We start from the raw sequence: 21,197 nt of genomic DNA on the forward strand, positions 1-21,197 counted from the left end.
ATTATATATATTGTTATATTTTTATTTATTGTATGTAAAAACTATATTCAGCATTATGAAATCTTAAGATATATAAATGATTTTTATAAGATAATTATTTATGATGTATTAAGAATATTTAGTATGTCTATGTTATTAATAGGCTGTTTAGCATTATTAGATTCTATATTTGCTAACTTATATTATTTAATTGGAGGAGTAATATTTTCGTTTATTTATATACTTCTTTTTATTAATAATTATAGCTATATTTTTAATTATTATATGTATGGAAAATTTTATGGAAGAGGCTACGTATATAATGGAGTAACGGAATATATTACTGGTAGAAGTATAGGAAATGAGATGTCTTTTTTACAAGTAAATTATATTTCAATTATATTTATTGGGATTGGGATAATACTATTAATTATTTCAAAAATACTTACAAATAAGATGTTAGTAGAGAATATGAATGAAGGAATAATATTTAATTTACCAAAGAAAATTGGATACTTTATGATGGTTACATTTATTGGATTACTAGTAGCACCATTTTTAAGTGATATTATAGCAGAAGTTTATTATAGACCTTATATTGAAGAATATAAAGCAATTATATTAAGGTCTGGATTAATAGTAATAATAAGTATATTAGCTCATATAACTTTTAAAAATATAAAAAGTGCTAAAAAAGATAGTTATTATTAAAAAAGCTGAATGAGATTGCATTTTCTAATCTCATTCAGCTTTTTTGCTTTTGGGAAATTATAATGTTTCTCTCTTTTTTATTTTGGGGAAAATTATAAAAATATTACCCTTTGAATAATATTTTTATAATTTCTAACCTTTAGTTTTGAAGTGTTAAAATATCATAGCAAGGTGACTTGGAGCTTGCGACGGAACCTAGATATGATACTTTAACACTTTTTTTATTCTTTAAATATTAAACAACCAATAATTATAGATATTACTGTAGGAATTAACCATCCAAAACCTATATTATATAGTGGAATAAAGCTTAAGTTTATTCCAGGGATTGAAAGTAGTATTCCAAGTAATAAAGAGGTATAAACTCCAATTCTAATAGCTTTAATATTATTTATGTAATTAGCTAAAAGTGCAGTTGCAATAAGTGTAATTGAAACAGGATATAGTATGTTAAGTATAGGTACTGATAATACTACTATATTATCTACTCCTAATGTAGCAATAAATAAACTAACAACTGAAATTACTATAGCATTTATTTTAAATGGTAATTTTCCATTTGAAATTTTATCAAAGAAGTTAGAGCCTGCAGTAAGTAATCCAATTGAAGTAGTTAAACAAGCAAGTCCCATTGCTAATCCAATAATAACAGGACCAATAGAGCCTAAAATATTTTTAGAAATTAAAATTAAAAGTCCAGTTTTTCCTATATCAGATGTAGCTAAATTAACTGTTTGAGCACCTATATAAGTTAATCCACCATATACAAAAGCTAGACCTACAACAGCAACTAAACTTGATTTTAAAATCATTTTAGACATATCTTTATCTTTATAACCCTTAGATTTTAAAGAGGTTGTTATTATTCCAGCAAATAATAGTGCTGCTATTGCATCCATAGTTTGATATCCTTCTAGTAAGGAATTTGGAAAAACGTTTGTTACATTAGTATCAGCTATATCTCCTATAGGCATTATTAAACCCTTACTTATTAATACAACTAAAAGTATTAAAAGAGCAGGAGTTAAGTATTTTCCAATAGTATCAATAATTGAAGTTTTTCTTAAAACAAAAAATAAATTAATTAAAAAATATATTGCCATAGCTATAAAGGGTGATATATTACTGAAAAATGGCTGTATTGCTAGCTCATATGTAGTTGCTGCAGTTCTAGGAATTGCAAGCATAGGTCCTACTGCAATAAATAATATAGCAGTAAATATAACTGAAAACTTAGGACCGATCTTACTTGATAATGTTTTAAAGGTTCCATCGCCTTTAGAACAAGCAATAATAGCTAATAAAGGAACTCCTACTCCTGTTAAAATAAATCCTATAATTCCAAGCAAATATTTACTTCCAATTGTATATCCTAAAAAGGCCGGGAAAATTAAGTTTCCTGCTCCAAAGAACATAGAAAATAGTGCAAATCCAACAATAAGTGAATCTTTAGTGCTTTTTTTCATTTTTTCCTCCATAAATTACAAAATATTTATAAAATGCTAATAAAACTTCAATATTTATAAAAAAATATTAAATAATACTTAAATATATTAACATAATGATTAAAATCCTTCAAGTAATTATTAATTAATATATAGATTGTTAATAAATTATATATTAATTAATAAATTATAATTTTATTTATTTATTTAAAACTTATTGTGATATAATTAGTAAAGATAATTTATAGGTTAGTATAAACTTTAGATAGGAGTTGTAATTGTGAATAAAACAGTATCTATTATTATTCCTTGTAGAAACGAGGAAAATTATATTAAGCAATGTATTGATTCTTTTTTAAATCAAAGTTATCCAAAAGAATTAATAGAAATAATAATAGCTGATGGAATGTCAACAGATAATACAAGAAATATAATTAATGAAATAAGTAAGAAAAATAATAATGTGATTTTAATAGACAATAAAAAATTTACTGCTCCAGCAGGAATGAATCTTGGAATTAAAAAAAGTAATTCAGATATAATAATAATTTTTGGAGCTCATGCATATGCAGATAAAGAATTTGTAAAGGAAAATGTACTTGCCTTAGAAAATGAAGAGGTTGGATGTGCAGGGGGTGTAATAACAACTATAAATGATAGTATAAAAGGAGAAGCTATAGCAGAAGCTATGAGTTGTCCTTTTGGAGTTGGAAATGCTTTATTTAGATATGCTGAAAAAGAAGCGTTTGTAGACACTGTAGGATTTGGTGCATATTATAGAAAGTTTATAACAGAGATTGGATTATTTGATGAGGAATTAGTTAGAAATCAGGACGATGAATTAAATTTTAGAGTTCAAAAAACAGGAAAGAAGATTTTATTAAATCCTAAAATAAAATCAACTTATTTTAGTAGAGGGGATTTTAAAAAGTTATGGAGACAATATTATCAATATGGATTTTGGAAGGTTAGAGTAATACAAAAACATAAAAAGCCAGCTTCAATAAGACATTTAATACCACTTATGTTTGTATTATTTTTATTATTTGGTGGTATAGGAAGTATTTTTTCTAATTTAATTAGAATAGGTTATTTTTCAACAATAGTATTATATTTAATTTTAGATGCTGTTTTTAGTTTAAAATTAAGCAAAAAGAAAAGTTTATTACACTTTCCATATTTATTTATAACTTTTCCAATTTTACATATTTCTTATGGAATAGGCTTTATATTTGGAATAGTTAACTTTTATATAGTTAGAAGTAAGAAAGTAGAAGAAAAGAATAAAGAAATTTCAAGATAGAATAATTATGGAGGCTTAATATGTTATTAAGTGAAATTATAAAATTGGTAAATGATTTAACTTTACTTAAAGATGGTGAATTTACTTCCCTAGGTTTAGCTATAGCTGAATGTGATGAAAAAATTCTTACCTTTATTGAAAATGAAAAATATATAAATGGTTTAAGTGATAAGATAACAGCAATAATTACAACAAAGGAAATAGGGGAGAAGCTTAAAGACAAGTATGGTGTTATAGTTTCTAAAAATCCTAGAGCTGATTATTTTAAGTTACATAATAAATTGTCAAGTATAGAGGGATATAAGAGAAAAGAATTTAATACTTCTATAGGCGAAGGATGCAAAATAAGTAAGTTATCATCTATAAGTGAGAAGAATATTATTATAGGAAAAAATGTAACTATAGAAGAATTTGTTGTAATTAGAGAAAATACTGTAATTGGAGATAATTCTATTATACGTTCAGGAGTAGTATTAGGTGGGGAAGGTTATGAATATAAAAGGATAGATGGAATTATAATGAATGTTAATCATTGTGGTGGAGTAATAATAGAAAATAATGTTGAAGTTCAATATAATGCATGTATAGATAAGGCTTTATATCCTTGGGATAATACAATTATAGGAGAATATTCTAAGCTTGATAATTTAGTTCATATAGAACATGGGGTTAAAGTAGGAAAAAGATGTCTAATTGCATCTAGATCAACCTTTGGAGGAAGAACTATTATAGGAGATGATTCTTGGGTAGGGCTTGGATCAGTAATTTCTAATGGACTTAAATTGGGAAATAAAGTTAGTATAAGTTTAGGTTCTGTAGTAACTAAAAATTTAAGTGATGGAGAAAAAGTATCAGGAAATTTTGCAATAAATCATGATAAATTTATAGATTTCATTAGGAATATAAGATAAATATTTCTATATGAGAATAAAATTAATATAGGAAATTTTAGAGGGAAAGATTATATTTAATAGTTCAATTTATTAATCAATAAATTGAACTATTTATATTTATATGATAAAATTAGATTTGGATTATTATGTAAAATTATGTTAGTGAGGGATAAGTATGAAAGTGAGAAAAGCTATTATACCTGCTGCAGGTCTTGGAACTAGATTTTTACCTGCAACAAAGGCTCAACCAAAGGAAATGCTTCCTATAGTTGATAAACCTACAATTCAATATATTATTGAAGAGGCTGTTGCTTCAGGTATAGAAGAGATATTAATAATCACAGGAAGAAATAAAAAATGTATAGAAGATCATTTTGATAAATCAGTAGAACTTGAAATGGAACTTGAAAAGAGTAATAAACAAGAAATGTTAGAAATGGTAAGAGGAATATCTGAAATGGTAGATATTCACTATATAAGACAAAAGGAGCCTAAGGGATTAGGACATGCTATATTATGTGCAAGAGCTTTCGTTGGTAATGAGCCTTTTGCTGTTTTATTAGGGGATGATGTAGTAGATTCAGAAGTTCCTTGTTTAAAACAATTGATGGATTGTTATAAAGAATATAAAACATCTATTTTAGGTGTTCAACATGTAGCAGAAGAAAATGTGGATAAGTATGGGATTGTAGATGGGATTCATATTGAAGATAGAGTTTATAAAGTTAAAAAATTAGTTGAAAAACCATCTTTAGAAGAGGCACCAAGTAATGTAGCAATTTTAGGAAGATACATAATTACTCCTCAAATATTTGATATATTACAAAATACTAAACCTGGTAAGGGTGGAGAAATTCAACTTACAGATGCTCTTCAAACTTTAATTGAAAATGAAGCTATGTATGCATATGATTTTGAAGGAAGAAGATATGATGTAGGAGATAAACTTGGTTTCTTACAAGCAACAGTAGAATTTGCATTAAAAAGAGAAGAACTTAGAGAACCATTTATTCAATACTTAACAAATAGAAATTGGGATAAATAAAAAAGTGCTTTAAGAGCACTTTTTTATCTTGGAATAAATCCTATTTTCTTTTGCATTTTTCTTAATGTTTTCATTGAAACATAGCTTGCTTTTTCAGCACCAAGCTTATAAATTTCTTCAAGTCCTTTTTTATCTTTAAGAATTTCATGAACTTTATTTTGGACTGGTTCTAATTCTGAAACTATTGCATCAGCTACATCTTTCTTTAAATCTGCATAGCCTTTATCTTTATAGTATTCAACTAACTCTTCAGCTGTAGTTCCTTTAATTGCAATTAGTATATCTAAAAGATTTTTAACTCCTGGTTGTTCATCAGTATAGTTTATAACTCCAAGACTATCTGTAACTGCACGAGAGATTTTTTTTCTAATTACTTCAGGTGGATCCATTATTAGTATATAACTATTTGGATTATCATCTGATTTAGACATTTTCTTTGTAGGCTCTTGTAAGCTCATAACCTTTGCCCCTATTTTTGGAATATAAGGATCTGGTATTTTAAAGGTTGGGCTATATGCATTATTAAATCTATTAGCAATATCTCTAGCTAATTCTAAATGTTGTTTTTGGTCCTGACCAACAGGTACTAAGTCTGCATTGTATAAAAGTATATCAGCAGCCATTAAAACTGGATAAGTAAATAGTCCTGCACCTATTGAATCACCATATTTTTGAGATTTATCTTTGTATTGAGTCATTCTTCCAAGTTCACCCATATAAGTGTTACAAGTTAATAACCAAGCTGCCTCACTATGAGCTGGAACATGAGACTGAATAAATAATGTATTCTTTTCAGGAACAATTCCAGAAGCTATATATATTGCAAGAACTTCTAAAGTTCTTTGTCTTAAATCCTTTGGTTCTTGTTTAACAGTAATTGCATGTAAATCAACTACACAAAAATAACAATCAAATTCATCTTGTAATTTTACCCAACTCTTTATGGCTCCAAGATAATTACCTAATGTTAATTGACCAGAAGGTTGGATACCACTAAATATTACCTTCTTACTTTCTGTATTATTTTCCAAGTTAAAGCACTCCTTTCATTTGTGCGTAATAATAACCATAACGTTTAACTATATAACTAATTATAGATATGACAAGAGAGTGTGTCAATAAATTAAAAATGAAGAGTGAAAAATGAAAATTTGATGAAATAACTCAGTAAGCTGAGTTATAAAATTTTATAAACTCCTCTAGAGTTTATTCCTAAATTTTACATTCTTCATTCTAAATTCTACGTTTAAACAATTGTTATTGATTTATCAATCAAAAGAGATATAATATAAACGTTGGATAAATTATTGGTTGGAGGTGATTTAAATTAGCTATATAGAGTTTGAAAATTTATCTAAGAAGTATAATAATGCTGAAAAATATGCATTGAAGAATATAGATTTTAATATTGAAAAAGGTGAGTTTGTAGTTATATTGGGGCCAAGTGGAAGTGGAAAATCTACTCTTTTGGATTTGATTTGTGGTTTTGAAGATATAACTGACGGTGAAATAAGGATAGATAGTAAAATAATTAACAATATAGAGCCTAAAAATAGGGATGTTTCTATGGTTTTTCAAAATTACGCTTTGTATCCTCATTTAACTGCTTATGAAAATATTGCTTTTGGAATGAAGATAAGAAAAGAAAATAAAAAGGAAATAGATGAAAAGGTAAAGTGGGCAGCTAAAATATTAAAGCTTGAGGAGTGTTTAAAGTCTAAACCAAAGAATTTATCTGGTGGACAAAGACAAAGAATAGCTTTAGCTAGGGCTATGGTTAGAAATCCTAAGTGCTTTTTAATGGATGAGCCTTTGTCTAACTTAGATGCTAAGCTTAGAAACTCTACTTCAAATGAAATTAGAAATTTACATAATGAGTTAAAGGCAACAACTATATATGTTACTCATGATCAAGTGGAAGCCTTATCTATGGCTGATAAAATTGTGATATTAAATAATGGAGAAATTCAACAAATAGGAACTCCATTTGAAATATATAATAATCCAAGTAATGTTTTTGTTGCTACTTTTATTGGAAGACCTCAAATAAATTTATTTGATGTATACATAGATGAAGATAGTATTTTCTTTGGTGAGTCAATTAAATTTAATAAACCAAAGGAATTTAATAGTTTAAATAAAGGAAAATATATAATTGGGCTAAGATCAGAAGATACTATTAAGGTAGAGAATGATAATGAAGATTTTATTGAAGCAAGTGTAGAAAAAATTGAGTATCTTGGAAGTGAAACAATTTTTTATCTTTCAAATAATGAAATGAAGTTTACTCTTAAAGATTATGGATTAAACAATTTAAAAATAGGGGATAAAATTAATATTGGTTTTAAATTTGATAAAGCTAATATTTTCGATAGATTAACAAAACAAAATATAAGGAGTAAGTAATATGAAGAGAAAGAAAATAATTGCAGCTTTAATGATGTTACCAATACTTATGGTTGGTTGTAAAAAAACTGAAGAAAATAAAAGTGAAGAAATTGGAGGTACTATAAAGGTTGTTACCTCTAGAACAGATGCTGATGAATTGTTTGAAAAAATTGAGGAAGATTTTAAAGCACTTTATCCAAGTGTTGAAGATATAGTATGGGAATCAGCATCTGATTATGATCAATACATAATGACTAGAATGAATACTAAAGATTATGGAGATGTTTTATTTGTACCATTTACTATGAATGGAACTCCAGAAGAATATGAAAATTATTTTGAAGCCTTAGGCACTGTTAAAGAACTTGAAGAAAAGTATATTGATGTAACAGAGGCTGATTACAATGATGTTGCCTATGGACTTCCTGCAGCTATAAACACTTTAGGAATTATTTATAATGAAGAAGTTTTAAAGAAAGCTGGAGTAGAAGAAATGCCAACTTCTACTGAAGAATTTATAGAAGCGTGTAAAAAGATAAAGGAAAATACTGATGCTATTCCTTTTTACACAAATTATAATAAGACTTTAGGAACTTGGGGTGGAACTTTAACATCTTACGGTGGAGATAATTATAGATCAGCAATGTTAGAAGCTGGAACTGCATTTAAAGAAGGGCAACCAATACGAGAAATAATGGATTTATTTTATGAGTTAACTTCAAATGGTCTTACAGAAGCAGATCCTATAACAGGAGATTTTGCTAAGTCATTACAAATGCTTGCAGATGGAGAAGTTGCTATGATAATGAAGGGTTCTCAGGATGCAAAAATGATTCAAAGTCTTAGCACTAATAATAGTACAATAAAACTTTCTCCATTACCAGTTAAGTTTAATGGTCAAACAAGTGTTGCTATAGGAGCACCATCTGTAGTTGGAATAAATAAAAATAGTGAAAATAAAGCAACAGCAAAAGCTTTCTTAGAATTCTTTATTTCAGCTCAAAGTGGATATGCAGATGATTTAGGTGGTTTTTCTCCAAGTAAAGAAGATTTAAATGAAGAACAAAGAGAAATCTTTGAAAATAGTAATATAGTAATGACATCAGCTACAGAAACTCCAGAAATTGATGCAGAGTATGCTGCAATTGCTAATGAAGTAGGTGTTGGAAGATTAACAGATGTACTTCAAAAGGTTATTAATATAGGTTTATATCCAAATCAAAATGAAAGTTATACTGATTATGTAAATTCATTAGAAGCTAAGTGGGAAGCAGCAGCAAAAGCAAATGAATAATATAAATTTAATAAAAAAAGAAAGACAAATTATTTTTCTCTTTCTTTTTTTTCCTATTTTATTATTATTTTTATTTGGATTTTTACCTATAATTGAAATAGTTATATATAGCTTTACATCATGGAATGGAATATCAAAAACTAAAGAGTTTATTGGTTTTGATAATTATATAAAAGTTTTAACTGATAAAGCTTATTTTCAGGTGTTTAAAAATAGCTTATATTATTTTTTATCTGGAATTCTTCAAATAATAATAGCAATGTTTTTTGCTATTATGCTATCATTTAAAGTTAAATTTAAAGGTTTTTTTAAGGCAGCCTTTGTTTTTCCAACTCTTATAAGTGGAGTTGCTATATCAATGATGTTTAGAGTGTTTTTTGAGCCAGGTGGAACCTTTGATGCAGCACTTGGTAGTTTAGGACTTGGAGAGTTTGTACATTACTGGCTTGGAGATCCTAGAATTGTTAATTATACTTTAGCTAGTATATCTCTTTGGAGATTTACAGGAAGAAGTTTTATTATGTATTTTGGAGCAATTCAATCTATACCAAAAGAATATATAAAAGCTGCTGAAATAGAGGGAGCATCTGTAATGCAAAAGGTTAGATATGTAATATTACCTAATATACATACAATAATTAAGATTAATTTTATTTTACTTATTATAGGAGCTATATCTGTTTTTGAAATACCTATGATAATGACTAATGGATCTAATGGAACTAGTACATTTTTACTTCAAACTATTAAAACTGCCTTTGAACAAAAGAAAATAGGACTTGCAGCTAGTATGGCAGTAATAATCTCAATAGTAATTATATTAGCTACAATTATTCAAAAGAAGGTATATAGTAATGATGAAGATGAATATTAAATCTATAATAGCGAAAATATTAAAATATACTACCTTAATAGGTTGGACAATAGTAGTATTTTTGCCTTTAATAACGGTTATTTTTGGATCTTTTAAAACTTATGATGAATTTACTAGAACAAGTGGAATCACTATGCCAAATAGTTTTGCTTACTTTGAAAATTATATAAAAGCCTTTGTAGATGGCAAAATGCTTATTGGATTTATTAACACTTTTATACTTATATTTTTTGGAGCAATAGGAAGTGTAATTTTAGGCTCTATGGTAGCCTTTGTTATAAGTAGATTTGAATTTAAGTTTAAGAAGTTAATATTATTTATGTATTTACTTGTATCAATTGTACCTATGGAAATGTCTCAAGTTGCAACATTTAAAATAGTTGATGCTTTAGGTATATATAATACTAGACTTGCTCCAATAATTATATATTTAGGTGCTGATGTATTAATGGTTTATATTTATATACAAGCTTTAGAAAAGGTTCCAAGAGATTTAGATAAAGCAGCAATGCTTGAAGGTGCAGGGTATTTTCAAATATATAGAAAAGTTATTTTTCCACTGCTTAAGCCTGCAACAGCAACAGCTATAATGCTTAAAATAATTTCCATATACAATGATTTTTATGTACCATTTTTATATATGCCAGGGGAAGGGTTAAATACTATATCAACTAGTTTATTTAAATTTATAGGACCTGCATCTACACAGTGGCAAGTGATTTGTGCAGCAATTGTAATAAGTATGATTCCAATGATTTTATTTTTTATATTTTTACAAAAACATATATATCAAGGAATAACATCAGGAAGCGTTAGATAATGAAAAATTAAGAATGAAGAATGTAGAATTAAGGAAAAAAATCCTTCGGATTTTTACAAAAGGTGCTTTGCACCGATATATTTTAAGTTTTGCTGTGCAAAACCACCTTAATTTTACATTCTTAATTCTACATTCTACATTTAAAGATTGCTTTGCAATCTATTATGAAGGAGGAAATATGGTAAGAATAAATTTAAATTTAATAAAGAAAAATCCACTAAGCTTAACTTCAATAATTGCAGATAAGCAAGGGATATTTAAGAAATATAATATAGATATGAATTTATATTTAGATGAAGATTTTTTATTTAATAATAATATTGAATTTTTAGAAGGAAGATCAGATGCTATGATGGGAGATACAACCTTCTTCTTTTATATGCTTGAAAAAGGAAAAAGGGCTGTTATAACATCTAATTTAACGAGAACTATAAATTTAGTTGCTGGTAAAGACATATCTGATGATTTAAAAGATATAAGAGTTGGAGTTAATAGAAGAGGATTATTTAGATTATTTTTAGAAAATGATTTAAAGGATATTATAAGTAATCCTAAAATTGTTTGGATTAATAATACATATGATAGAATTCAAGCACTAAACAATGGGGAAATAGATGCTTTAGTTGCTATTGAACCATTTGTTTCGAAAGTAGTTAATAATGGTGGCAAAGTTATTTGGGATTCAAGAAATAGTGATAAAAATTTAGTTATGTGGTGTTTTGATGAAGATTTCTACAATAATAATCAGGAAACTGTTAGAAACTTTCATAAAGCATTAAATGAAGCAGCAGAGGTTTTTAATAATTCATCTGAAGATGAAAAAGTTAATTATTTTATGGAATACTGTGGTTTTCCTAAAGAAATAGCAGAAGGATTTAAAAAATTTACTTTCGAAATAAATGGAGATTACAGAAAAGAAGACTTCGATATATGCCAAGAATGGATGTATAGAGAAGGGGAAATAAAAAATATATATGATTCAAATTCATGTATAAAAAAGAGATAAACATTATATTCCTTGCTCCGTCGCATACGCTCCAAGTCGCCCTCATACAATGTTTATCTCTTTATAAAATCAAGGAAATAAATTACAAAAATATTATTCGTAGAGTAAAATTTTATAATTTAATAGCTATGAAACTTTAACACTTCAAAATAAAAGAATATGTATTTAAGAAGTTAAAAGTACAAAATGAAAAAAGAGATAAACATTATATTCCTTGCTCCGCCGAATGCGCTCTAAGGCAACCTCATATAATGTTTATCTCTTTATAAACTAAAGAAAGAAAATCACAAAAAATTATTCACAGGGTAAAATTTTCATAATTTCATAAAGAGTAAAAGTAGATAAATTTGAGCTGATTTTAGAACAACCCAAATTTATTGAGAAATAGCACTTTTAAATATATCTATTAATAGAAAGATAATTGATGAAACTATTATTAGGTTTATAGTCCAAAATGAAAATTTAAATATCAAGAAAACTATTGTTAGCAAAGTTAATAGTGTAAAAGTTATTTTTAATGAGTTCATATTTACACTTCCTCCTACCTTTAATTGTCTTTAAAGTATTTTGTCCAATTTATAAAAAAAAATACTAACTACTTTTGTAGTTAGTATTTAGAAACAGAAACTATCTTCTGTTGTTTTGTGCTTTTCTTGCTCTTCTGCAATCAGAACATCTTACAGGTTCGTTATCGAATCCTTTTTCTTTGTAGAATTCTTGTTCTCCAACTGTGAAAACAAATTCAGTACCACAATCTTTACATATTATTTTCTTATCTTCCATTTTAAAATCCTCCTTAAAATTCATAGGGATAAAACTGATAAATTCTTCCTTAAGGTAAAATATGAACTTTAAGGGGAGATATATCTAATTTTTCCTAATCATTTAAATATTCATATTAATTATAGCATAAAATACAAGTATTGCAAGAAAAATTATGAAAATTATAACATTTATTTTGTAAACAATGGTATTAGTACTAATTAATATCTTTTTTGTTTGAGTTTAAATTTTTATTCCTTATTTTAATATAGTAAAGGCTATAAACAATAAAAGGAATAATAAAAAAAGCAATTAAATTTATGATTTGTATATATTTAAGAGCATCATATAAAAAGAAATTATTAGAACCTAAATAATAAGATAGTACGAAGACTATAAAAGTATATATTCCAATGAAAATAGTTTTGTTTTTTAGATAATTATCTAATATTAATAATATACTATAGCTTGATATAACATATTTTATAAAAAAGCCAACTACTGTTTGAGTTATAAAGAATAATTCTCCAAATTCTAAAAAGCCAGCTAACTCAATTCTTTGGCTTAATATAAATTCTGGATAAAATATATTAGCAGCTCTTAATGGACCAAAAGCTGTTATAACTCCAACAAAAGAAATAACAATAAATGCAATAGCAATAGCTCCTGAGTAAAAAGTATGTTTACTTAAGTTTTCATGTTTATCTATGAATTTTAAAAATGGAATAGCTATCATAAAGGTTGAAAAACCACCTAGAATAAGGATACTTGTAATGAAAAAGCTTGAATCAATACCATGAGCAAAGACTGGTAAAAGATTATTGATATCCTTATATCCCTGTGATAGTACAAATAAAAGCACTCCATTTATTATAAAAATAAATACACTAACTAAAACAAAAATTAAAATAGTACGTATCTTTTTATTAAATATAAATAATGAAGGAGTTATAAAAAATATTAAAGCATACCAAACAGGAGTATCAATAAATAAAGTTGTATGGAGTACATTTGCTTCAACTGCAGCAGCTTCAATAGCATTTATAAATAAAGCTAATATAAATATTCCTAATAAAATGAAGGATACTATTTTAGGGAATGAATTAAAGAAAACTTCATTTATATTAAATGTATTACTAACACGGCAAACTTTTATTACATAGAATAAGAAGCAAATAAAAACACCTCCAGCTAATAAAGAAGATATCCAAGTATCTCTCCCCCCCGATGAAACAAAGATAGATGAATAAGTTTTTAATGAAATTATAGATACACCAAGTATAAATAGCATAAAATGCTTACTAGATATTTTATTCATATTAAAATCCTTTCTATAATAAATATTCTTTCCTTAGTATTAGCAAAAAAATGAATATTAAACAGTTTTTCAACAAATAATATAATCAGGTGATGTATATGAATAATTTAGAATATGTAAAGGAGAAATTAAAAAACTCCTTCGATGTTAAGTATAGGGAAGTCCAAACTATTTTAGGTAAAGCAACAGTAGTATTTATTGATGATTTATGTAATGTAAATATGATAAGTGAATATGTACTGCTGCCTCTAAGAGGATTTGGAAAAATTAAACCTAGTCTTGGAAGCATTAATTCTGTAAAGGAAGTAATAGAAAATGTTTTAGATATAGGAGCAACAGATATAGCAAAGGATGTAGATGATGCAATAATGCATATATTATCTGGTGATCCTGCTTTAATTTTTGATGACTATAAAGAAATAATTTTTGTAGAAGCAAAGGGGTTTCCAGTTAGAGGTGTTGGCACTCCAGAAACAGAATCAGTACTAAAGGGTCCAAGAGAAGGGTTTAACGAATTAATAGTAAATAATGTTGCTTTAATAAGAAGGCGTATTAAAAATCCAGATTTAAAATTTGAAGCTGTTGTTGTAGGAGAGAAATCTCAAACATCTGTAGCAATATGCTATATTGACAAAATTGCTCCAAATGATTTGATAGAAAAAATAAAAAATAAAGTTAAGAATTTAGACTTAAGATTTATTTTAGATACTAACTATATAGAAGATGCTATTAAAACTCAAAATAGTTTTTTTGATACAGTTGGGTACACAGAAAAACCTGATGAAGTTTGTGCAAAGTTATTAGAAGGTAGAATTGGAGTAATAGTAGATGGAACACCATTTGTTATTACAGTTCCATATTTTTTCTTAGAAAATTTTCAAATGCCAGATGATTATTACCTTAATAGATACTATACAAATTTTAATAGAATCTTAAGATGGGCAGCTTTTTTTATAGCTACTTTACTTCCAGGATTATATGTTGCAATAATAACATACCATTTTTCAATGATACCTTCTTTATTTATGTTTAGACTTGCAGTATCTAGAGCAGGAGTACCATTTCCAACATTTATAGAAGTGATATTAATGATGCTAGCCTTTCAATTTATAAAAGAAGCAGGGCTTAGATTGCCACAGCCTATAGGTGGGGCTATGAGTATTGTTTCAGCACTTATATTAGGAGAAGCTGCTGTAGGGGCAGGAATAGCTTCAAGAATAACTATAATAGTTGTTGCTTTAAGCACTTTAGCATATTTTTTAATACCTAAACTTTATGGAGCAGTATCATTTTGGGCAATAATATTAGTTTGCTTTTCTGCAGGATTTGGAGTTCCAGGCTTTTTATCAGGAGCAATTCTTTTACTTATACAATTATCTGAACTAGATTCAGTAGGATATCAATTCTTATTCCCAGTTGGAAGTATAAGTGAATATAGATTTAAAGATATAGTGCTTAGAGGATCTTTAAATAGAATTTCAAAAGATTTTATTAAAAAGGGAAGGAGATAGGTATGAAATTAAAAAATTTTTTTAAAATACTTTCCATAGTTTTTCTTCCTTTATTATTAGTAGGATGTTTTAATTACAGGGATATAAATAAAGTTAGTTTTTGTACTAGTATAATATTTGATACAGATGACTTTGGTAGAGCTGTAGTTTATGTAGATTGTGTTAAGCCGTATAGAAGTACAAATGAAAGCTCTGATAAGGGGAAAAGAATAATATATAAAGGTATTGGTAAAACAGGATTAGAAGCTTTGAGAGATATTAACTTAGCATCTAGTTATGAGCTTAATTATACTCAAAACAGAGCATATATATTTACAGAAAAAGCAGCAAAAGATGGAGTGAAAAAATATATAGATTTAATAAATAATAGTCAAGAATTTCAAATAAAACCAGACTTATTTGTATATTATGGAGAGGTTGATGATCTTTTAAAGATTACATCTAGTGATGAGGAGTATTTAGGTTTATATCTTGAGGAATTAGTACATAAAAATAAAAGAAATCCAAGAGCTATGAGAGCTAATATAAATGATTACTTAAGTGCATCAGTTAAGCCAGGTAGCACTTATATAATAGGCAGTATTGAGATAAGAGAAGATGCCTTAGATAAAAAGATAGAGATAGGCGGAGGCTCTGTTATGCAAGATGGAATTTTAGTAAATAGAATAAATTCTAGAGAAGCTATGAGTTATAATTTATTAATGGATAATGTAACTAAAGGAACTTTAGAGATAACTAATCCTCAAGATGAAAATGGGTTTATAACACTTGAAATTTTGGGTAATACTACTGGCAGTAAATTAAAGTATGAAGATGATAAAATAACTTTAATTAAAGATTTAAAAATAAGAGTTGCTATAACCGAAATTCAAGGCGAAGCTATAGTTAATAAAGAATTATTAGATTATATAAAGGTAGCGAAAGAAAAAGAAGTAGAAAGTTATTTATTAAGTTCTTTTCAAAAGTATAAAGAAGAGGGAATAGATGTATTCGAAATAGAAAGACTATTAGATATTAATTATCCAAAGATTACAATTGAAAATCCAATAAGTAAAACAGAATTAGATGTGAAAGTTGATATAATTATAGAGGGAACTGGAAGAGTAAAAAATAGTTTGTAGAAAATTTTAATATCTTAATGAAAATCAAATAAAGGTAAAAATATATTGATATTAAAAGGAAAATAAAGTAATATTAGTTTATATAGATTCTCTGAATTCGATTCATACTATACATAATAAAATAGGGAGGGAGTATGGACGATTATAAAGTTAAGTATAAGCAAATTAAGTCAGAGTACGAAAGCTATCAGAAAATCACTGAAGGTAAAATACAGGAATTAAGTTCTATTAATGTACAATATGAAAAAAGCTTAGATATGCTTTCTAATGTGATATTAATTAGCAATTATATTAATTCTAACTTAAGTAGCAAAAATATAATACCAATGATTAATGATATGATAATTGGTATTATAGGTGTTACTCAATCTACTATTTATTTACAAGAAGATGGTGAATTTGTTATAAAAGCTACTAATGGAACTAAGGAAAGCATAGCTCTTAATGATGAATGTATTCAATATATAAAAGAACATAAAGCTTTTATTTTGAATTCGAAAGAAGCAATTACTAAAGATGAACAAAATGGGATTTATATACGCTCGAGAATTGGCGTTCCTATTAAGGTTGCAGAAAAATTCATAGGATATATTGTAGTTGATCATACTCATTATAACTTTTTAACTGAATTTCATGAAAATTTCCTGAATTCTATTGCTGGTCAAATTGCAATAGCTTTAGAAAATTCAATTTTATATAATAAAATTGAAAAAGCTGCTAAATGTGATGCATTAATAGGAATTTATAATAGAAAAACTTTTTATGAAATAGTTAATGAACGAGTAGAAAATGATAATGTAAATGAATATGGAATAGCAATGATAGACTTAGATGATTTTAAAAAAATTAATGATACTTTAGGACATCAGTTTGGAGATAAAGTTTTAATAGAAACGGCTAATTTAATAAAAAGTATGTTAGGACCTAAAGATATAATTGCAAGATATGGTGGAGAAGAGATAATTTTATATATAGATTGTACAAAAGATATTAGTGATGTATATAAGAGAATAGATTCTATTAGAGAAGCACTATATAAAAATTATATTTCAAATGGAGAAATAAAGAAAAATATAACTGCAAGCTTTGGTCTTGGTTTTTATCCTTATGACGGTAATACTTTAGAGACTGTAATAAACTGCGCAGATAAATATCTTTATAAAGCTAAACATGCAGGAAAAAATAAGGTTATGAGTACACATTTTTTTAGATGAAAAAGGTAGAGTTATTAAATTTTCTCTATCTTTTTATTTTGTTTGGGTTATTGTAAATAATTTCACTCTTGAAGAATATATATAAAGTAAGATGCAAAATCTATTAAAGGAGTGGATTCCAGTGATTCAAATTTTTTGTGCAAAGAGAGGTGCAGGCAAGTCTAAAAAGTTAATAGAGCTTGCGAATGACCGTGCATTAATAGCAAAGGGTGATTCAGTTTATATCGATGATGACGGAAGGCGCATGAGACAGTTAATTGGAAAAATAAGATTTATAAATACTAACGAATTAGGCGTTTTAGATTGCGATAGTTTTTATGGATTGATTTGTGGGATTATATCTCAAAATTATGATGTGGAAAATGTGTATGTAGATGCTTTATCAAATATAATAAATAAGAATATACCTGATTCCATTAATTTATTTAAAAAGTTAAAGGAGTTTTCACAAAAATATAATATAAATATTTTTATAAATTTGAATTGTGAGTGTATGGAAGACCTACCTGATTTTATAAAAGAACACGTAGCATAAAAATAATAAACTAAGTGGTTGTCTATAGGGCAGCCACTTTTTATTGCTAGGAATTTATATAAATTCTACATTGATATTATGTTAATAAAAAGATATACTATAATAAGTAAAGATAAGAGGAGGATACGTAGAATGGCTAATGTTTTAGACGAGTTATTAGATCGTGGATACATAAAGCAATTTACTCATGAAGAAGAAACAAGAGAATTGCTAGAAAAGGAAAAGATAACTTTTTATATAGGATTTGATCCAACAGCTGATAGTTTACATGTTGGACATTTTATTGCATTAATGTTTATGGCTCATATGCAAAAGGCAGGTCATAGACCGATAGCACTTCTTGGTGGCGGAACTGCAATGGTAGGGGATCCATCTGGAAAGACTGATATGAGAACTATGCTTACTAAAGAGCAAATTCAACATAATGTAGATTCAATTAAGAAACAAATGGAAAGATTTATAGACTTTTCTGATGATAAAGCAATCTTAGTAAACAACGGAGATTGGCTACTAAATTTAAATTATGTAGATTTCTTAAGAGAAGTTGGAGTTCATTTCTCTGTTAATAGAATGCTAACAGCAGAGTGTTTTAAACAAAGATTAGAAAAGGGGCTTTCTTTCTTAGAGTTTAACTATATGTTAATGCAAGGATATGATTTCTACGTATTAAATCAAAAATATGGTTGTAAAATGCAATTAGGTGGAGATGACCAATGGTCAAATATGATTGCAGGGGTTGAACTTGTAAGAAGAAAAGCTCAAGGTCAAGCAATGGCTATGACTTGTTCACTTTTAACTAATAGTCAAGGACAAAAAATGGGAAAAACTGTTGGAGGAGCTTTATGGCTTGATCCAGAAAAAACATCACCATTTGATTTTTATCAATATTGGAGAAATGTTGATGATGCAGATGTTGAAAAATGTTTATCTTTATTAACATTTGTTCCTATGGATGAAGTTAGAGCAATTTGTGCTGTAGAGGGAGCTGCTATTAACGAAGCTAAGAAGAGACTTGCTTTTGAAGTTACAAAGCTTGTACATGGGGAAGAAGAAGCTTTAAAAGCTAAATCAGCTGCAGAAGCATTATTCTCAGGTGGAGTTGATATGAGTAATGTACCTACAGTAACTATATCTAAAGAAAAGTTAGGTTCAACTATATTAGATATAATGGCTGAAAATAAAATAGTTCCATCTAAGGCAGAAGGAAGAAGATTAATTCAACAAGGTGGATTATCTTTAAATGGTGAAAAAGTTACTGAAGTTAATAGAACTTTAGAAGAAGCTGACTTAGAAGATGGATGTGCTTTATTAAAAAGAGGAAAGAAAAACTATAATAAAATAGTTGTAGAATAAAAAATTAAGGAGCTACTAAATGTGGCTCCTTAATTTTTATTCTAAAGTTATTTACAGTGAGAATATATTTAAAAAGCTTTTAAATATAACAAAACTATTTCTAAATTATTTGTAAATAGTAATCTATTCAAGAAGGTTATAAAGTAGTCGATATTATAAATAAAATAGAAGAAGTTAAGAGGTGAGAAAATGCCTGGAATATTCAATATAGGAAATACCTATAATGTTAATAATAAAAGAATATCCAGTAAGTTAACTTTTAATACTGGTGAAAAATTCTCAGGAAAGATAATTAAAAATGAAGGTAGTAATGAAGCCACTATTCGGTTAATAGATGGATGGGAATTTCAAGCGGAAATAGATGGAAACTTAGACTCTTTAGGTAAAGGCTTTACAAGATTTCAAGTTGAAGGCTTTGAAAATGGAAAGTTAAAGTTAAAAATAATAGGTGAAAATATTAAGGATGATGAATTAAATGAAGGAGAATTTAATGAAATTATTCTTAAAGAAGGATTAAGTAAAGAAGACTTAACTTTACTTAAGGATATGGTTAAATTTAATATACCTCTTACTAAAGAGAATATAAGAGAGATTAAAGGAATAATTCAGTTTCTAAATAAAATTAATGAAGATGAAAATGAAGCCAAGGATTTTATTTCTAAATATTTATCAAGTAAGAATATAGATGTAGATACTTTAGAGGGAAATAAGATAAGTAAAGTGCTAAAAGAATTTTTAGTTGAGTTTAAAACATTATCAAAAGAAGATATACTATTATTTTTTGAAAATAATATCGAGTTAAATAAAGAAAATATTAAAGGGTTTAATGAAATATTTAAAAGTGAAAATAATATTACAAAGATTATTAATGAAATGGGGTCTTCTGTAAAAGGTTTAACAACATCTAATTTAGAGGATAGAAAAAATACTGTATATAATATAAATGAAAAAGTTATAGAAGAAAATATAGATGAGTTTATTTATGGGAATGAAAGTTTAGAAGATATAAAAGGAAAAGATTTCATAAATTTAGAAAATAAAATTGGTAATGTAGCTTATAAAAAGAGTGAAGAAAATTCAAAAGTTAGTTTACTTTCTATTTTAAAGTCTATATCAGGGAAACCAGAAGATTATATTAATATTGAATTAAAGAATATACTATTAAATAGAAAAAATGAATTTACTAGTAGTGAGTTTGAGAGAACTTTTAATTTTATAAGTAAATTAAAACCAGAGGAATTTATAAAATTTCTAAATGATTTTATTTTAGATTTTAAAGAGTCGGAAGAATTGCCTATAGATAAAGAGTCTAGTAAATACTTAATTAAAGAAAATAATGAAATTTTTAAAAGAAATGAAACATTAAATTTTACTAAATTTGAAGTAGAAAAAGTATTATCTAAGTTTATGGGGAAAGAAATAAAATTAACAGAAATAGAGTTTAATGAATTAAATGATGGGATAAATTTGAAGTATAAAGAAATAAATGAAAAAGAAAGCTCCATGAAAGAGACAGTAGATTCAGAAAAAATAGATATTACAAAGGAAAATATTAAAGAAATAAATAGTGTAAATAAAAATGATAAAGAATTAAATACAAAAGAGATTATAAAAGATTTTATTAA

19 protein-coding genes are annotated in these 21,197 nt (G+C 26.7%); 15 read left to right on the forward strand and 4 right to left on the reverse strand.

The features are described 5' to 3' along the window. Positions 1-690, forward strand: a 690-nt coding sequence (locus H9660_RS12900) for a hypothetical protein (RefSeq protein ID WP_207729475.1), incomplete at its 5' end; no start/stop codon positions are given. 221 nt (positions 691-911) lie between these two features. Here the strand turns inward: H9660_RS12900 and brnQ are convergent. Continuing rightward, positions 912-2,156 carry a branched-chain amino acid transport system II carrier protein gene (gene brnQ / locus H9660_RS12905; protein WP_191750795.1) on the reverse strand — a complete coding sequence of 415 codons (1,245 nt, stop codon included), beginning with the start codon at positions 2,154-2,156 and terminating at the stop codon, positions 912-914. A gap of 259 nt (positions 2,157-2,415) precedes the next feature. Between brnQ and H9660_RS12910 the strand changes: the two genes are divergently transcribed. The 3 genes from H9660_RS12910 to galU all read left to right on the forward strand — a co-directional run bounded on the left by H9660_RS12910 (position 2,416) and on the right by galU (position 5,376). Continuing rightward, positions 2,416-3,438, forward strand: a complete 1,023-nt coding sequence (locus tag H9660_RS12910; RefSeq protein WP_191750796.1) for a glycosyltransferase — start codon at positions 2,416-2,418, stop codon at positions 3,436-3,438. Between the two features lie 20 nt (positions 3,439-3,458). After that, positions 3,459-4,349 (forward strand): UDP-3-O-(3-hydroxymyristoyl)glucosamine N-acyltransferase, encoded by an 891-nt coding sequence (locus H9660_RS12915; protein ID WP_191750797.1) that lies wholly within the window; start codon positions 3,459-3,461, stop codon positions 4,347-4,349. A gap of 157 nt (positions 4,350-4,506) precedes the next feature. Beyond that, positions 4,507-5,376 carry a UTP--glucose-1-phosphate uridylyltransferase GalU gene (galU, locus tag H9660_RS12920; protein WP_191750798.1) on the forward strand — a complete coding sequence of 290 codons (870 nt, stop codon included), beginning with the start codon at positions 4,507-4,509 and terminating at the stop codon, positions 5,374-5,376. Positions 5,377-5,399: 23 nt separating this feature from the next. On the opposite strand, the gene trpS is transcribed toward galU, so the two are convergent. Beyond that, a complete protein-coding gene (gene trpS / locus H9660_RS12925) occupies positions 5,400-6,407 on the reverse strand; it encodes a tryptophan--tRNA ligase (protein ID WP_191750799.1) in 1,008 nt (335 codons plus the stop codon). Positions 6,408-6,762: 355 nt separating this feature from the next. Between trpS and H9660_RS12930 the strand changes: the two genes are divergently transcribed. The 5 genes from H9660_RS12930 (at position 6,763) to H9660_RS12950 (ending at position 11,758) form a co-directional block, all read left to right on the forward strand. Next, positions 6,763-7,782 carry an ABC transporter ATP-binding protein gene (locus H9660_RS12930; RefSeq protein WP_207729476.1) on the forward strand — a complete coding sequence of 340 codons (1,020 nt, stop codon included), beginning with the start codon at positions 6,763-6,765 and terminating at the stop codon, positions 7,780-7,782. Position 7,783: 1 nt separating this feature from the next. Next, the gene (locus tag H9660_RS12935) at positions 7,784-9,058 is read left to right on the forward strand and encodes an ABC transporter substrate-binding protein (protein ID WP_191750800.1); all 1,275 of its coding nucleotides are present in this window, start codon (positions 7,784-7,786) and stop codon (positions 9,056-9,058) included. After that, positions 9,051-9,932, forward strand: a complete 882-nt coding sequence (locus H9660_RS12940) for a carbohydrate ABC transporter permease (RefSeq protein ID WP_191750801.1) — start codon at positions 9,051-9,053, stop codon at positions 9,930-9,932. The genes H9660_RS12935 and H9660_RS12940 overlap by 8 nt, the downstream gene beginning before the upstream one ends. Further along, entirely contained in the window at positions 9,913-10,752 is an 840-nt protein-coding gene (locus H9660_RS12945) for a carbohydrate ABC transporter permease (protein WP_243190666.1), read from the forward strand. The genes H9660_RS12940 and H9660_RS12945 overlap by 20 nt, the downstream gene beginning before the upstream one ends. A 178-nt stretch (positions 10,753-10,930) precedes the next feature. After that, entirely contained in the window at positions 10,931-11,758 is an 828-nt protein-coding gene (locus H9660_RS12950; protein WP_191750802.1) for an ABC transporter substrate-binding protein, read from the forward strand. Between the two features lie 627 nt (positions 11,759-12,385). Here H9660_RS12950 and H9660_RS12955 read toward each other — a convergent pair. Both H9660_RS12955 and H9660_RS12960 read right to left on the reverse strand, forming a co-directional pair. Beyond that, positions 12,386-12,541, reverse strand: coding sequence for a zinc-ribbon domain-containing protein (locus H9660_RS12955; RefSeq protein WP_191750803.1), 156 nt, complete (start codon positions 12,539-12,541; stop codon positions 12,386-12,388). 196 nt (positions 12,542-12,737) lie between these two features. After that, positions 12,738-13,838, reverse strand: a complete 1,101-nt coding sequence (locus tag H9660_RS12960; protein WP_191750804.1) for an endospore germination permease — start codon at positions 13,836-13,838, stop codon at positions 12,738-12,740. 98 nt (positions 13,839-13,936) lie between these two features. Between H9660_RS12960 and H9660_RS12965 the strand changes: the two genes are divergently transcribed. The 6 genes from H9660_RS12965 to H9660_RS12990 form a co-directional block, all read left to right on the forward strand. After that, a complete protein-coding gene (locus H9660_RS12965) occupies positions 13,937-15,349 on the forward strand; it encodes a spore germination protein (RefSeq protein WP_191750805.1) in 1,413 nt (470 codons plus the stop codon). Positions 15,350-15,351: 2 nt separating this feature from the next. Continuing rightward, positions 15,352-16,470, forward strand: coding sequence for a Ger(x)C family spore germination protein (locus tag H9660_RS12970; RefSeq protein WP_191750806.1), 1,119 nt, complete (start codon positions 15,352-15,354; stop codon positions 16,468-16,470). 134 nt (positions 16,471-16,604) lie between these two features. Next, positions 16,605-17,684 carry a sensor domain-containing diguanylate cyclase gene (locus H9660_RS12975; RefSeq protein ID WP_191750807.1) on the forward strand — a complete coding sequence of 360 codons (1,080 nt, stop codon included), beginning with the start codon at positions 16,605-16,607 and terminating at the stop codon, positions 17,682-17,684. Between the two features lie 121 nt (positions 17,685-17,805). Beyond that, positions 17,806-18,219, forward strand: coding sequence for a hypothetical protein (locus H9660_RS12980; protein ID WP_191750808.1), 414 nt, complete (start codon positions 17,806-17,808; stop codon positions 18,217-18,219). Positions 18,220-18,351: 132 nt separating this feature from the next. After that, the gene (tyrS, locus tag H9660_RS12985; protein WP_191750809.1) at positions 18,352-19,572 is read left to right on the forward strand and encodes a tyrosine--tRNA ligase; all 1,221 of its coding nucleotides are present in this window, start codon (positions 18,352-18,354) and stop codon (positions 19,570-19,572) included. 189 nt (positions 19,573-19,761) lie between these two features. Then, positions 19,762-21,197: hypothetical protein (locus H9660_RS12990; protein WP_191750810.1), on the forward strand; the 1,436-nt coding region annotated here is incomplete at its 3' end.

It is taken from the genome of Clostridium gallinarum, from assembly GCF_014836325.1.
GTDB lineage: Bacteria > Bacillota > Clostridia > Clostridiales > Clostridiaceae > Clostridium > Clostridium gallinarum.

Excerpts from the sequence above, each read along its gene's own strand:
- H9660_RS12970 (WP_191750806.1), top strand. The coding sequence starts at position 15,352 with ATGAAATTAAAAAATTTTTTTAAAATACTTTCCATAGTTTTTCTTCCT.
- H9660_RS12915 (WP_191750797.1), top strand. The coding sequence starts at position 3,459 with ATGTTATTAAGTGAAATTATAAAATTGGTAAATGATTTAACTTTACTT.
- tyrS (WP_191750809.1), top strand. The coding sequence starts at position 18,352 with ATGGCTAATGTTTTAGACGAGTTATTAGATCGTGGATACATAAAGCAA.
- H9660_RS12965 (WP_191750805.1), top strand. The coding sequence starts at position 13,937 with ATGAATAATTTAGAATATGTAAAGGAGAAATTAAAAAACTCCTTCGAT.
- brnQ (WP_191750795.1), bottom strand. The coding sequence starts at position 2,156 with ATGAAAAAAAGCACTAAAGATTCACTTATTGTTGGATTTGCACTATTT.
- galU (WP_191750798.1), top strand. The coding sequence starts at position 4,507 with ATGAAAGTGAGAAAAGCTATTATACCTGCTGCAGGTCTTGGAACTAGA.
- H9660_RS12940 (WP_191750801.1), top strand. The coding sequence starts at position 9,051 with ATGAATAATATAAATTTAATAAAAAAAGAAAGACAAATTATTTTTCTC.
- H9660_RS12945 (WP_243190666.1), top strand. The coding sequence starts at position 9,913 with ATGATGAAGATGAATATTAAATCTATAATAGCGAAAATATTAAAATAT.
- H9660_RS12935 (WP_191750800.1), top strand. The coding sequence starts at position 7,784 with ATGAAGAGAAAGAAAATAATTGCAGCTTTAATGATGTTACCAATACTT.
- H9660_RS12950 (WP_191750802.1), top strand. The coding sequence starts at position 10,931 with ATGGTAAGAATAAATTTAAATTTAATAAAGAAAAATCCACTAAGCTTA.
- H9660_RS12960 (WP_191750804.1), bottom strand. The coding sequence starts at position 13,838 with ATGAATAAAATATCTAGTAAGCATTTTATGCTATTTATACTTGGTGTA.
- H9660_RS12955 (WP_191750803.1), bottom strand. The coding sequence starts at position 12,541 with ATGGAAGATAAGAAAATAATATGTAAAGATTGTGGTACTGAATTTGTT.
- H9660_RS12975 (WP_191750807.1), top strand. The coding sequence starts at position 16,605 with ATGGACGATTATAAAGTTAAGTATAAGCAAATTAAGTCAGAGTACGAA.